The sequence below is a fragment of the Hyalangium sp. genome, from assembly GCF_035629615.1.
GTDB lineage: Bacteria > Myxococcota > Myxococcia > Myxococcales > Myxococcaceae > Hyalangium.
The window spans coordinates 1-13,151 of sequence record NZ_DASPHO010000497.1; the positions used below are offsets into that span (position 1 = coordinate 1).

Below are 13,151 nucleotides of genomic sequence, written 5' to 3' on the forward strand. Positions count from 1 at the left end.
GGCTGGGCCTGCAGCGTCTGGAGCGCGTCCGGCGCCAGCGTGAAGGGCTGCCGCCCGTTGGTCTTGGCATGCACCTCCAGGAAGTGCCGGGCCAGCGGCTCGATGTCCTCCGGCCGCGCCCTCAGCGGCGGCAGCCAGACCGGCACCACGTTCAGCCGGTAGAAGAGGTCCTCTCGGAACTCGCCCTTCTTCACCATCTCCTCGAGCGGCCGGTGCGTGGCCGCCACGAAGCGCACGTCCACCTTCAGCGTCTGCGTGCCGCCCAGGCGCTCGAACTCGCGCTCCTGCAGCAACCGCAGCAGCTTCACCTGCACGTGCAGGGTGATGTCGCCGATCTCATCCAGGAAGAGCGTGCCCCCATGGGCCAGCTCCACCCGCCCGGGCTTGCGCGTGGCCGCGCCGGTGAAGGCGCCTTTCTCGTAGCCGAAGAGCTCGCTCTCCAGCAGCGACTCCGGCAGCGCCGCGCAGTGCAGCTTCACGAAGGGGCCACTGCGGCGCGGGCTCGCGTCGTGCACCACCTTGGCCGCCAGCTCCTTGCCCGTGCCGGAATCACCGCGCAGCAGCACCGTCGCCGTGCCCGCCGCCGCCCGCGTCAGCAGCGACTCCACCTCGGTCATCGCCGCGCTGCGCCCCACGAAGGCACTCGCCTTCAGCGGCGAGCGCTCGGCCTCCCCCTGCGCGTGCAGCAGCACCTTGCGGAGGGTGAAGAGGATCTCCTCCCGGTCGAACGGCTTGAGGATGAAGTCCGCCGCGCCCGCCTTCATGGCCTCCACCGCCATGGGCACCGTGCCGTGCGCCGTCATGAGGACAATGGGCACGTCCGGGCACAGGCGCGTCACCTCGCCGAGCAGCTCCAGGCCGCTCATGCCCGGCATCCGCACGTCGCTCACCACCACATCAATGGGCTTCTGTCCCAGCAGGACCAGCGCCTCGGCCCCGTTCTTCGCGGAGTGCACCGTGAGCCCCGCCTGCGTCAGCAGCGCGCCGAGCACCTTGGCCACGGCCGGGTCATCGTCCACCAACAACACGCTTCCCTTCAGCGACTCGGCCACGGTGCTCCTTCTTCTGGGGCGGCAGCGCCCTCGGGCGCCCCGAGTGAGGGCAGGCGCAGGCTCACCATGGTACCGCGCCCCTCTCGGCTCGTCAGCGACACCTCGCCACCGTGCGCCTCGACCACCCGGCGGACGAAGGCCAGCCCCAGCCCGCTGCCCGAGGACTTGGTGGTGAAGAACTCGTCGAAGGCCCGCTCGCGCGTGCGAGCGTCCATGCCCTCGCCCGTGTCCTCCACGCTCACCACCACTCCCGCTCGGTCCGAGACTTCACGCCGAGTCCGGACGGTCAAGGTGCCGCCCTGGGGCATGGCCTCGCAGGCGTTGCGCACCAGGTTCTCCAGGGCGTTGGCCAGCAAGTCGAAGTCCCCCGAGCACTTCGGCAGCGCCTTCTCCAGCACGCGCTCCAGCTTCACGTTGGCGTACCCGGTGAAGGCCTGGAGCGACAGTACGTCCTCCACGAGCTGGTTGATGTCGAGCGGCAGGGGGAGCGGCTCCACGCGCCCCAGCCGCTGGTAGGTGCTCACCACCCGGTCCAGCCGCTCCACCTGCTCCAGCAGCAGGTCCAGGAAGTCTCCCTTGTCATTCCACGGGCGCCCTTGCGCATGCTCCTCCTTGAGGAACTGCGCGGCGCCCTTGAGCGCGGCGATGGGGTTCTTCAGGTCATGCGCCATCTGCGCGGAGAAGCGGCCCAGGGTGGCCAGGCGCTCCAGGCGCTCGCGCTGGGTGACGAGGGCGCTCACGCCTCGGCGCGCGGCCGCGAGCAGGGCGAAGGTGATGGCGGCGGTGCCTACGACGAGCGCGCCCTGCTCGGCGGCGAAGAGGCGGAAGACAATGAGGTAGGCCAGCACTCCGACCACCGCGAGCGTCACCGCGTACAGGGCTGCTCCGCTGGACAGATCCTTGCCGAAGAGCTGGAAGCGCAGGGCCACGGTGGCCATGACGGGCAGGCCCACCAGGGTGCCCAGGGTGCCGAGCCGGGGCACGTTCAAGCCGAGATCGGCCATCAAGTCCGTGCCCGGCAGCGCCACCAGGAGGACCAGGCCCAGCAGGAGCAGGCCGGTGCGAATGCGCTCTTCCAGGCTGGGAGCGCGGCGCAGGTGGAGCAGCAGCAGTCCCCAGCCGGCGCCCAGCAGCAGGGTGACGAGCGCCATGGTGAGGCGCGAGAACGTCATCGAGGTGGCGCGCACGGCCATCCACGGAGAGCCCAGCGCGGACAGGGCCACGACGGCGAAGAGACCGAAGATGCCGTAGGTGGAGTAGATGACCCCGGCGAAGCGGCGGCGCTGGCCGGTGAAGGCGAGGATGAAGTGCACCGCGCATGGGGCTGTGGCGAGCGTGGTGGCGAGGCCGACGAGCCGCCAGCCCTCCTCGCCGGAGACGGCAAAGGCGAAGTGGGAGAAGTTCCACGTCGACAGCGCGATGGACAGCAGGGACAGGGGCAGGGCCAGGGGGCTCTTGCCCACGCGCGCCAGGGCCAGCCCCGCCAGGGCGAGCTGTCCCGCGCACGCCGCGAGGCTCAGCCAGGCCAGCTCATTCATCTCCTGCTCCAGACTTCGGAAACGGCGTTCCGCGCCATCGTAACCGCCTGGAGGCCCTGAGGAACACTCCCGTGGCTCAGCGCAGGGGAGGGACGCGGATGATGATCAGCTCGGTGTCGTCCGGCCGGTCACGGGCAATCCAGCGCCCGTCATTGCCAGGGAAGTTGTTGTCGCTCGCGACCAGCAGCCGCTCGCCGTCAAGCACCTCCAGGCTCTCCACGGACTGGAGCGGGAAGGAGAAAGGGTCGCCCACGCCGAACTCGCCGGGCCGCGCCGGGAGCGAGACTCCGTCCGGATCCCGGATGCGCAGCAGGTCGACCACGAGCTGCTTCTCGAGGAAGCCCTCCGCGTCCACGTGGCGCAGATCGACGAGGTAGACCTTCTTGAGCCGCGCCTGCTCACCCTGGCCATCGTCACGCTCGATCAACACGAAGCGCTCATCGTCGAGCGCGGTGAAGTCTCCGATGACTGCGTTGGGGAACTCGGCGTCCACCCGGTAGCTCCACTTCTTGTCGGTATAGCTCCTGGCGGCCAGATCGAACTGGTTCAGGATCCGCCGCCGGGGGTCAGAGTCGGTGCGAAGCGCGCCCTCGATGAACGGGTAGAGCCACTTGCCGTCACGGCTCAGCGCCGTCCCCTCGAAGCCCCGGCTCTGGCCGAGCGTCCACGCCTCCGGCCCGGAGAGATACGGGTTCTGCGGAGACTGGACGTTCGGCAGCGAGATGGGCGCCTCGAGCACCTTGCCCTCCGCATCGGTGTGCAGCAAAAACGGACCGAACTCGTCACCAAACCAGAAGTCACCATTCTCCAGGCGTCGCACGGACTCGATGTCGAAGTCGGCGCCGGTCAGCACCCGGTCACTCCGGGTGAGCGCGAAGGGGACCTTTCCGTCCGGGTCGCTCAGCTGCACGAAGCGGAGCACCGCGACCGTGCCGCTGCCGCCCTTCGCCGTCCGGAAGTCCGGTCGGATGCGGTAGATGCGCAGCAGGAAGTCGCTGGAGTTGGTCTTCGTGCCGAAGCCGTTGTCGGGCATCGCCCAGAACTCACCGCCCCCTGCATCGAGGATGGCCGAGAAGCCAGGGATCGGCTGGCTCGGGAGAGGGAGCGTGACGCCGTTGTCGGCGGTGAGGAACGCTCCCGACGGCGGCCCGGGCTGGTATGCGTCCGCGGGCAGGATGGCCCGGCCGACGAGCGTGGGCTCGCTGGCGGCCTTGGGCTGCTGAGGAGAGGAGCACGCGGTCAGCGCTGCCACGGAGCTGAGAGTGAGAGAGCGCAGGAGTCTTTCGATCGGCATGCCTGGAATTTAAATCTATAAGTGATTGAGCATAATCCACGAAATGAAGGAATCAGCTTCCGCAGCCGATGGGTTCGATCGTGTCCCGGTCCTGGATATCCGCGCGCTCGTCGAGCCTTCCTCGAGTGTCGCCGCGCGCCGTGCCGTTGCCACCCAGATCGGCCAGGCCTGTCGGGAGAGCGGCTTCTTCTACATCGTCGGCCACGGCGTTGACGCCGGGCTCCAGGAGCGCCTGGAGGAGGCGAGCCGCCGGTTCTTCGCTCTTCCGCTCGAGGAGAAGATGGCCATCCGTATGGCGCTCGGTGGGCGGGCCTGGCGCGGCTTCTTCCCCGTCGGCGGCGAGCTGACCTCCGGCCGTCCCGATCGCAAGGAGGGCCTCTACTTCGGCACCGAGCTGGATCCAGGGCACCCCCTCGTTCGCGCCGGCACTCCGCTCCATGGTCCGAACCTTTTCCCTCGCGAGCCGGCGGGGTTGCGCGAGGCCGTCCTCGAGTACATGGCCGCGCTCACCGGGCTCGGGCATGTGCTCATGCGCGGGATCGCGCTCAGCCTCGGCCTGGAGGAGGATTACTTCTCCGCGCGCTACACCGCCGATCCGCTCGTGCTCTTTCGCATCTTCAACTACCCACCGGGCCCCGAGCTGGGCGAGGACGGTCAACCCGTCTGGGGCGTGGGCGAGCACACGGACTACGGCGTGCTCACCATCCTCAAGCAGGACGAGGCCGGCGGCCTCCAGGTCAAGTCGCGCGCAGGCGGCAAGGTGCGCTGGATCGACGCGCCGCCCGTGCCCGGCTCGTTCGTGTGCAACATCGGCGACATGCTCGACCGGATGACTCGGGGCGTCTATCGCTCGACGCCGCACCGGGTGCAGAACCGCGCCGGGCGCGACCGGCTGTCACTGCCGTTCTTCTTCGACCCGAGCTGGACCGCCGAGGTTCATCCCATCGAGGACGCGGCGCTCGGAGGTGGCTCTGCCGATGACCGGTCCGAGCGCTGGGATGGACAGAGCGTCCATGCCTTTCACGGCACCTACGGCGACTACCTGCTCGGCAAGGTGGGCAAGGTCTTCCCGGACCTGAGGGCTGATGTCCTCCCCTGAGGCTGTCAGGCGAAGCGGCTGCTCTTCACCGGAGAGTCCGTGAGGTTCCGCCGCCGGTAGCCTTCCTCGCGGAAGAGCCCACCCGCCGCCCCTCCCTCCAAGGAGGCCATCGCACCGACCAGCTTCGTCAGGGTGGGCAAGTCCTCCAGCGCGCGGTCCTCCAGCCTGGCCGAGATGATTCCCTCGGCCAGCGCCTCCACGCTCCCCTCGGCAGGTGGGGACGGCTCGACCTGTTGGGACTCCGCGTTGAACCGCAGCCGTTCGCCCCAGGGAGAGGTGTTCTCCTGGTACAGGAACGTCGTCAGATCCGCCGCGAAGGGGGGCTCTTGCGTCCACGGCGTGGCATGGCTCCAGAGCACCTGCCCAGCTCGATGCGTCTGGAGCGTCACCAGCAGCGGCGTCTCCAGGCTGGTCAAGTCATACGCCACGATGAGGCCCGGTGCGTCACTGCCTTGCTCGGGCCACGGCTCCATGGGAAGCCCGAGCACCCGCGCTGTCGCATGCGCGAGGATGGCGCTCTCCCGATCCGGGAGCATGAAGACGCGCTCAGGCTTGCGCCGGGCCTGGGCAAGGACTGCCTCCACGCGCCGGATGCCCTCCAGGCAGCTCGAGCCCCCGTCCTGGACGAAGGCGTAGCGCCCTGTCATTCCCTCATCGAAGCCGTGGGGAGACAGGTGCAGGAGCACTCCTCCCGTCGTCACGAAGTGCCAGCCGCGGAGATCCCTCAGGTCGAGCGGCGTCACGCCCTGGAGGGCCTCCGCGCGGGCGAGCATGTGCCGGATGCGCTCCGACATGGCGGCGAAGGCAGCAGCTTGCTCTCCCTGAGCCCCGGAGCGGGTGAGCAGCACCTCGAGCCCGAGCACCAGCCTGCGCGGCTCGTCCAGATCTCCCGACATGATCGCGTTGTAGGCGAGCAGGTAGCGGCACATGAAGTGGCCCTGGATCAGCTCCGGCTGGGCTCGCAGCAGCCGCGTGGCCTCCGTGTGGGCGCCCATGCTCTCCAGCGCGGAGACGAGCTCCGCGAGGACGGGCGCCTCCTGCGGAACGAGCCGGTGCGCGCGCAGGAGCACCGTGGCCGCGACGTCGTGCAGCGACTGCTCGATGAGCTGATAGCCCAGGTTGTACAGCGCCTGGACGTTCTGCTCCTCACGGGCGGCCTGCCGCACGATGCCCGCGAGCTCCTCTCCCGAGATGATCGCCGCTACCCGCGCGAAGAGCTCCCATGCCTCCGTCCAGCGGGCGGGCTGCTCCAGCTCAGGGGCCCCCGGGTACTGCAGCACGGGGCGGAACGTGGTGAAGGCCTTTCGCGCATCCTGGCCGAGGAGGGCCTCGAGCGCCTCCTTGCGGAGGGAGTCGTAGGGCTTCGTCATGGATCAGAGGGCGCCCAGTCTCCGGGCCCGGGAGGGATCCACGGCGGCGGCCTCCCAGCGGCGCACGGCGGCCTCGCGCTCGGGCTCCGCGGCATCCGCGTAGTAGCCCAGGGTGTCATTGAGCGCGCGGCTGAGCTCCTCGATGGCCGCCAGCCGCACATCCAGCTCCTTGTGCCGCAGGGCCACCACGAGCCAGTCCGCCCGGCGGCGCGTGCGGTTCTCCGCCCACCACACCGTCCACTGGCGGGGCTGCCGGCCGAAGGTGGCGCGGGTGATCTCCCTCAGCGCCTCGGCGGCGGCCTCGGCGCACATCTCGTCGTCGCTGCCCGTGAGGTTGATGAGGCCCTCGATGGCCTCCCGATCGTGCAGCGTGCCCAGCGCCCGAGCCGCCAGTGAGCGCCGCAGCGGATCCCGGTTGGTCAGCTCCTGACGCAGATCCCTCATGGCCGCGTCGAAGCGGGGCAGGTGCTTGTGCGCGGAGGCCGCGACGCGCGCGGCGCTGGAGATGTCCGGCTCCAGATCGAACAGCCCCCGCAGCACGCCGTCCACCAGCTCCACGTAGGGCAGGTTGCCGGCGGTGAGCAGCGCGAAGTAGCGCGTGTCCGGATCCGCCGAGTCCAGGAGCGGCGCCAGCGCCTGCGCCGCGGGCCGGCCGAGCCGGGACAGGGCGGCGGGGATGGGGCCGAGCTCATCCGCCTCGGGCAGATCCACCACGGGCAGGCGGCTCCAGGCGGTAGGGCCTGGGAAGCTCGAGGCCAGCACCCGCGCGCTGGCCTCGGGCGTGCGGGCCAGCTCGGCCATGGCGCCGGTGCGCTGGGCCGCATCCGGCCCGGTGAGACGCTTGATCAGGGGCGCGAAGTCCGGCGGCGGGCGCTCCTCGCTCATCACCCGCGGAGGCATCGTCGCGGCGCGGCCCAGCGTCCCGCTGGCCCGCCCGAAGAAGGGGCTCCACCCCAGGCCGGCCACGACCGCGGGCGCGGGGGCCGGCGCAGAGGCGAGGGGCTGTCCCAGGGCCTCGGCGATGTCCGGCGCGCGCAGCTCCGTCATCCGCTGCTTGCGGAAGTGGATGAGCTCCTGGAAGGCGCTCGGCAGGTCCTGGCAGAAGAGGATGAAGTCGGACAGGCGCCGCTGGCTGATGGGCCTCTGGCCGCAGTCCCCGTACAACAGCGCCACCAGCCGGCCACGCACCTCCACCGGGTAGAGGAAGACGGTGCGAGGCGACTGCCGGCCGAAGAGCTCCACGTAGTGCTTGCTGAGCGCATCCGGCGGGAGCGGGCCCGCGTAGCTTCCCCGGGTGACGGCGATGGTGCGGAAGATGCTGCTGGCGTCGAGCGGGATGGACACCTGCGAGAGCTGCTCGCCCGTCATGCCCTCTCCGCGCGCCTCCCAGCCCCCCGCGGTGCCGCGGAGGACGGCGAAGGCCGCCACGTAGTCGAACGTGCGGCGCCCGAAGCGCAGGGCCACGTCGATGAGGCGATCCCTGTCCCGGGTCGCGTCCTTCAGCGCGGTGCGCGCCTGGGCCAGCGTCCAGTCCGGCACCTCCTGGCTCGCGGCCGACGTGGCGGGCTTCGGAGGCTGGGTTGGGGGTGCGCCAGGTGCAAGCGCGGTGATGGGAATGGGAGCGGCTGCGGGCGTGGCAGGAGGCGGAGCCGCGGCAGGGGCCGGAACCGGAACCGGAGCCGGGGTGGAGACCGGAGCCCGAGCTGGTGGGGAAGCCGGAGTTGCTGTGGAAGCACGGGGCGAAGCCGCGGAGGGAGCAGCCGCTGGCGTGGGCATCTGGAAGTCAGGCTGCGTCGGCGTCTTGCGCGAGGGGGGAACCGCCGGCGCGGGGTTGCTGAAGACGAGGAACTGCGGCTCCTTCGGCATGACAGGAGCAGGCGTGCTCGGGAAGCCTGGCAGCGTCGTGGGCGAGCGCTGCGGCGTGGGTCCAAGCGAGGGATAGACCGCGGGCGTGGGAGGCGACGGCACCCCAGCGGCTGGAGCCGCCGGGAGCTGCGCGGTGTTGGAAGCCGGGGCCTGGGAGGCCGGCATGTTGAGGCGCAGCGGCTCGCGGCTGTAGGCCGGCGGCGGGGCGGAGCTGGCCGCGGGCGTGGCTTGAGTAGCGGGCTTCGGGGCGCTCGGGGGCTGCTGCGGAGCCTGATGCGCGGAAGGCGCGGAGCCCCCGGCCGGCATGTTGAGGCGCAGCGGCTCGCGGCTGTAGGCCGCCGGCGCGACGGAGCTGGCCGCGGGCGTGGCCTGAGCAGCGGGCTTCGGGGCGCTCGGGGGCTGCTGCGGAGCCTGGGGTGCGGAAGGCGCGGAGGCCCCGGCCGGCATGTTGAGGCGCAGCGGCTCGCGGCTGTAGGCCGGCGGTGGGGCCGAGCCTGCGGCGGGCGTTGCCGCCTGGGGCGCGGCGGGGGCGGGCGCACCGGGCTGAGGGCCCTCGGCCTTCTTCTCGACGGGAGCGGGCTCCGAGGCCACCGAGCGCGCCAGCCGCTCTACCATCGCGGGGGTGAGCGAGCCCTCCTCGTCCGCCTCCTCCAGTGCCTCGGGAGGAGGCGGCGGGGGCATCATGGGCGCTGTGAGCGCCGGAGCGGGCGCGGGGGCCGAGGCCTGCTTGTTGACGGCGGCGAGGAGGTCCGCGAAGCGCTCGGACAGGGGCTGCTTGTAGACGGCGGAGATCCACTCGCGGACGCGGACCTCGATGGCCACCCAGAGCTCCAGGGGCTTGCCGAGGAGGAACCCCACCTCGTCCAGCTCCTTGCGTGGCACGGGGAAGCCGCAGGCCACGTGGAGCGTGTTGCCGTCGAGCGACAGGGGCACCACACACAGCCGCTCGGCGATCTTGGGCGGGATGAAGGTGGCGACCTCCGCGTTGGGCTCGAAGTCCGCGAGGTTCACCGGGCGGAAACTGGAGGCCTCTCCCAGCAGGTTGAGCAGGTCGCTCTCACGGAGCCGGCCTGTCTCCAGCAGGGCCGAGTCGATCAGCCCGCCTCGGGCCTGCTGTTGGCGCACGGCGGCATCCACCGTCTCCTGAGGGAGAAGGCCGCGCGCAACCAGGAGCTGGGCGAGTCGGGCAGGCATGAGGGGCGCGGCATCTTACGGCCGCTGCCGCAAGGCACAATGATGCTGTAGCGATGCTGTAGCGATGCTGTGGATCAGCCGGGTTGAACGACGAAGGTGGACGTCAGCTTGTCATGCAAGGTCTGGCCGCGTCTGTCGAACAGGGCCATCCAGAAACCTCCGAGGAAGAGGCCGAAGGATACGACGGAGAGCAGGGCCCGGACGATGGCTCGGGAGGGGGCCGGAGCCAGGCCGTGGGTGTCGACGAGCCGAAGACCCAGCAGCAGGCGGCCGAGCGTCCGGCCGTTCCAGAGGAAGGCGGCGACGGCGCAGTAGACCGTTGCCAGCACCAGCAACAGGAAGAGGCCGGGCAGCAGCACGGACTTGAGCGCATGCATCCAGGCTGCGAGCGAGTCCAGGGGGGTGAGGCCCTGGGATGAGGGGGACTTCACGCCCGCGATGGACGAGGCGAGGAGGATGTAGAGCGTGGCCACACCGACGAGGGCCGTGGTGTCGATGGTGAAGGAGAGCAGGCGGCGCCAGAGTGAGGCCGGGCGCGCGTGGATTTCCTGAGCCCCGGGGGCGCTGCTCGTCCGGGGCCGCCCCTGGCCAGGGGCCGTGGTCGCCGCGGGCTCCGTCGCGCGCGGGGCGAGCGCGGGGATCGGGATGCGTGGCGTCAGCAGCAGGTCCTCCTGCGGGAGCGACACGGAGGAAGGCGGGGGCGGCGGCATCCGGGAGGGAGGCGCGAAGGTCACCACCTCCACGGGAGCCGGCATCTGGCGCGAGGCGGTCGTGGGCTCAGGGTCCAGCGGCCGCGCCTGAGGGGCCGAGGTAGGCACGGGCAACCCCATCTGCTGGGTCGGGCTCGCCATCATCGAGGGGGCGCTCGAAGGCGACGCGGGCAGCTCCGCCTGCTGGGCCGGGCTCGCCATCATCGAGGGCGCAGCCGAGGGGGGCACGGGTAGCCCCACCCGCTGGGTCGGGCTCGCCATCGTCGAGGGTGCAGCCGAGGGCGGCGGGGGGGTGAACGGCGGCTGGCCCGGCGCCGTCGTGTCCGGGTCACCCACCGGAGCCCGCGAGGAGGCTGCCGCAGCGGGAAGCTCAGGCTCCGCACGCGGCATGACCGAGGCCGCCCGGGGGCGGGGCACGCCGGGAAGCGTGTCGGGCAGGGTCTCGTCGGGATCGCCCAGGAAGACCTGTGCCGAGCTCGAAGGGAGCGCGACGCCAGTCGGCCCTCGCGGCTCTGCGGGAGGAGGCGAGCCCGTCTGGAGCGCCGGCGCCGGTGCGGGGACTGGGAGCCGCTGCGGCGGTGGCATGGAGGGAGGGACCGCGGCCGCCTGAGCTGCCGGCATCGGGGCTGGAGTCGGGAGCCGCTCTGCCGGACGCATGGCGGGGGGCGTCAGGGCACCCTGCGGAGCCGCGGCAGGACGCACGGGCGTCATCCCCGGAGGCGTGGCTGGGCCGCGCGCCAGCTCCGCGAAGGTGGGGACCGCGGAGCCGGACACGGCGGGAGTCCGCTCCGGGGTGAGGCGGCGGTCAATCTGGATGTCCTTGTCGAGCAGGCTGGGCACGGCCGAGGGGGTGGCCGGCTTGCCCGCGGCGGCGGCGCAGGCAGGGCACTCGCCCACGGGCGGCAGTGCGGCTCCGCATTTCAGGCACTTGGACAACGCGTCCTCCAGGTAGCGACAGCAGGTGCTACATGAAAGGACGTCCCTGCTTCAGGAGCAAGAAAAGCGCGAGCCCCCGCGGTTCCTTGGTTGAGGAACCGTCAGGGGCTCGCCCTTCCACGTCACCCCCCCTGTGCGTGAGGGGAGGTGTGGGGCACTTCACACTCAGGCATGGACGCGGCGCCGGCCGGCGACGCCTACCAGCAGGAGCACGGCGATGGCGCCCACCACGGACATCAACAGCCCCGACGGGTGCAGATCGAAGAGGCGCCCATCGCGCACGAAGAGCGAGCCGATAAGTCCGCCTACGAGCGAGCCCACCATGCCCAGCAGCGTGGTCGGCAGCAGCCCCATGCTCTGACGGCCCGGCAGGATGGCGCGAGCGATGAGGCCCGCGATGAGACCGATGATGATGAAGGCAATGATACCCATGGAATGTCTCCTTGCGCTGGGGCGGGTTATGGGCCCCGGACGCAGGAAACGTAGGAATGGCAACTCAGGGGTGGCAGTCCGTACGAGAGGAGCGCCTGCTCTCCTGACTGCTACCCGAGTTCCCCATCCAGGTGGGCCATCACCGCGAGTGCTGCCAGCGCCGCTGTCTCCGTGCGGAGAATGAGCGAGCCCAGGGTGACGCCGCGCGCGCCCAGCGCCACGAGCCCTGCCACCTCCTCGCGTGCGAGCCCCCCTTCGGGCCCCACCACCAGCGCCACGGGGGCTGCCGGGGTACAGGCGCGGAAGGCCTCGCCCAGGGGCACCGCGTTCTCCTCTTCGTCCAGCACCAGCAGCGCCGTCCCGGGCGCGAGCGCGCGGGCCGCCTCCAGCAATGGCCGTGGCGCATGCACCCGGGGCACGTCGTTGCGCCGGCACTGGCGCGCGGCCTCCTCGACGATCTTCGTCCACCGCGCGGTGCGCTCCTCGGCGCGCCGGGGCTCCAGCTTCACCACGCTGCGCTCGGTGGCCACAGGGTGGAAGGCGGCGGCGCCCAGCTCGGTGCCCTTCTGGAGGATCCACTCGAGCTTGTCGCCCTTGGGCAGTCCTTGCAGCACGCTCACCGCGCGGCGGGGAGGCGCGGTGCGGGCAGGCCCCAGCGCGAGGCGGACCTCCTGCGCGTCCACCCGGGTGACGCGGGCGTCGAAGGCGCGGCCCGTGCCATCGAACACCTCCAGCGAAGCGCCCTCGCCGAGCCGCAGGACGTGGAGGAGGTAGTGGCGGCGATCACCCGAGAGCACCACCTCGGCGGGAGGGTGCTCCGGGACAGGGGCGAAGAGGCGGACCACGCGGGGTTCCTTCCGAGAGGACGGCTGGCTGGCACCCGAGTTCAGCAGGAAGCCACCGCTCCCACCAGCGCCTCCTCCGTGTTCCGGGGTGTGCTAAGGCCGTGCAAGCCCAAGGCCTTACTCTCCAGCGGGGGCGCGAAGTGGCGATTGTCAGCATCGACAGGAAACGGAAGCCTGGAACCGGGACGACAGTGGCGCGCTTCGCGCTGGAGCGCGCCAACCAGGAGCAGGTGCTGGCGGAGGGCGCCCTGCTGGGGGAGAAGACCGTCGCCAAGGTGCGGCTGGCGCTCTTCGCGCTCATGGGGGTGAGCCAGGGGTTCATCAGCAGGGTGTCCGGCGAGCTGGTGGCGCACGATGAGGTCCGCGTCTGGATGGTCCGGGGCTACACGGCCTTCGCCATCGGTGCCTACCTCCTGCTTCGGCGGGAGAAGCCCAACGCGCAGCACTCCCGGTGGATGCCCGTCCCCACCACCTTCGTGGATGTCGCCTTCCTGATGACGATGGCGTGGCGGACCTTCGAGACGAAGGGGGCTTTCACGGAGGGCATGTTCGTCGCTGGGGCCGCGGCAGTGCTGGCCTTCTCGGTGGTGCGCTACAGCGTGCTCCACGTGGTGCTGTCCACGGTGCTCACCGCGGGGGGCTACGTCTTCCTGAGCTGGTGGACGGGCAGCTTCACCTGGACGGACTCGAGCTTCGTGGTGGGGTGCTTCATCTCCCTGGGGTTGATGCTGGGGTGGACGAACCACGCGGTGCGGTTCATGTTCCTGGGGCTGCGCCGGCGAGAGAACCTCTCGCGCTTCCTGCCTCGCCAGGTG

9 protein-coding genes and 1 pseudogene are annotated in these 13,151 nt (G+C 71.1%); 2 read left to right on the top strand and 8 right to left on the bottom strand.

Annotation, left to right across the window (positions count from 1 at the left end; genetic code table 11):
• The 3 genes from VD972_RS25410 to VD972_RS25420 form a co-directional block, all read right to left on the bottom strand.
• On the bottom strand, positions 1-1,052 hold a 1,052-nt coding region (locus tag VD972_RS25410; RefSeq protein ID WP_324991260.1), incomplete at its 3' end, for a sigma-54 dependent transcriptional regulator.
• Entirely contained in the window at positions 1,037-2,590 is a 1,554-nt protein-coding gene (locus tag VD972_RS25415; RefSeq protein WP_324991262.1) for a two-component system sensor histidine kinase NtrB, read from the bottom strand. The genes VD972_RS25415 and VD972_RS25410, both read right to left, overlap by 16 nt.
• Positions 2,591-2,666: 76 nt before the next feature.
• Positions 2,667-3,884 carry an esterase-like activity of phytase family protein gene (locus VD972_RS25420; RefSeq protein WP_324991264.1) on the bottom strand — a complete coding sequence of 406 codons (1,218 nt, stop codon included), beginning with the start codon at positions 3,882-3,884 and terminating at the stop codon, positions 2,667-2,669.
• Positions 3,885-3,927: 43 nt separating this feature from the next.
• Here VD972_RS25420 and VD972_RS25425 point away from each other — a divergent pair, with 43 nt between their 5' ends.
• Positions 3,928-4,983 (top strand): isopenicillin N synthase family dioxygenase, encoded by a 1,056-nt coding sequence (locus tag VD972_RS25425; protein ID WP_324991266.1) that lies wholly within the window; start codon positions 3,928-3,930, stop codon positions 4,981-4,983.
• Positions 4,984-4,988: 5 nt separating this feature from the next.
• Here VD972_RS25425 and VD972_RS25430 read toward each other — a convergent pair whose 3' ends face one another.
• From VD972_RS25430 to VD972_RS25450, 5 genes are all read right to left on the bottom strand, one after another.
• A complete protein-coding gene (locus VD972_RS25430) occupies positions 4,989-6,353 on the bottom strand; it encodes a hypothetical protein (RefSeq protein ID WP_324991268.1) in 1,365 nt (454 codons plus the stop codon).
• 3 nt (positions 6,354-6,356) lie between these two features.
• Complete coding sequence (locus VD972_RS25435) at positions 6,357-9,413, bottom strand: FrgA protein (RefSeq protein ID WP_324991269.1); 3,057 nt, start codon at positions 9,411-9,413, stop codon at positions 6,357-6,359.
• A 74-nt stretch (positions 9,414-9,487) separates the two neighbouring features.
• The gene (locus tag VD972_RS25440; RefSeq protein WP_324991271.1) at positions 9,488-11,059 is read right to left on the bottom strand and encodes an RDD family protein; all 1,572 of its coding nucleotides are present in this window, start codon (positions 11,057-11,059) and stop codon (positions 9,488-9,490) included.
• A 165-nt stretch (positions 11,060-11,224) separates the two neighbouring features.
• Entirely contained in the window at positions 11,225-11,491 is a 267-nt protein-coding gene (locus tag VD972_RS25445; protein ID WP_324991272.1) for a GlsB/YeaQ/YmgE family stress response membrane protein, read from the bottom strand.
• Between the two features lie 110 nt (positions 11,492-11,601).
• A complete protein-coding gene (locus tag VD972_RS25450) occupies positions 11,602-12,336 on the bottom strand; it encodes a 16S rRNA (uracil(1498)-N(3))-methyltransferase (protein WP_324991274.1) in 735 nt (244 codons plus the stop codon).
• Positions 12,337-12,476: 140 nt separating this feature from the next.
• On the opposite strand from VD972_RS25450, the pseudogene VD972_RS25455 reads away from it, so the two are divergent.
• Positions 12,477-13,151 (top strand): annotated as a pseudogene (locus VD972_RS25455) (adenylate/guanylate cyclase domain-containing protein); the annotation flags it as partial.

Coding starts and splice junctions, on each gene's coding strand:
- VD972_RS25415 (WP_324991262.1), bottom strand. CDS start 2,590: ATGAATGAGCTGGCCTGGCTGAGCCTCGCGGCGTGCGCGGGACAGCTC.
- VD972_RS25420 (WP_324991264.1), bottom strand. CDS start 3,884: ATGCCGATCGAAAGACTCCTGCGCTCTCTCACTCTCAGCTCCGTGGCA.
- VD972_RS25425 (WP_324991266.1), top strand. CDS start 3,928: ATGAAGGAATCAGCTTCCGCAGCCGATGGGTTCGATCGTGTCCCGGTC.
- VD972_RS25430 (WP_324991268.1), bottom strand. CDS start 6,353: ATGACGAAGCCCTACGACTCCCTCCGCAAGGAGGCGCTCGAGGCCCTC.
- VD972_RS25435 (WP_324991269.1), bottom strand. CDS start 9,413: ATGCCTGCCCGACTCGCCCAGCTCCTGGTTGCGCGCGGCCTTCTCCCT.
- VD972_RS25445 (WP_324991272.1), bottom strand. CDS start 11,491: ATGGGTATCATTGCCTTCATCATCATCGGTCTCATCGCGGGCCTCATC.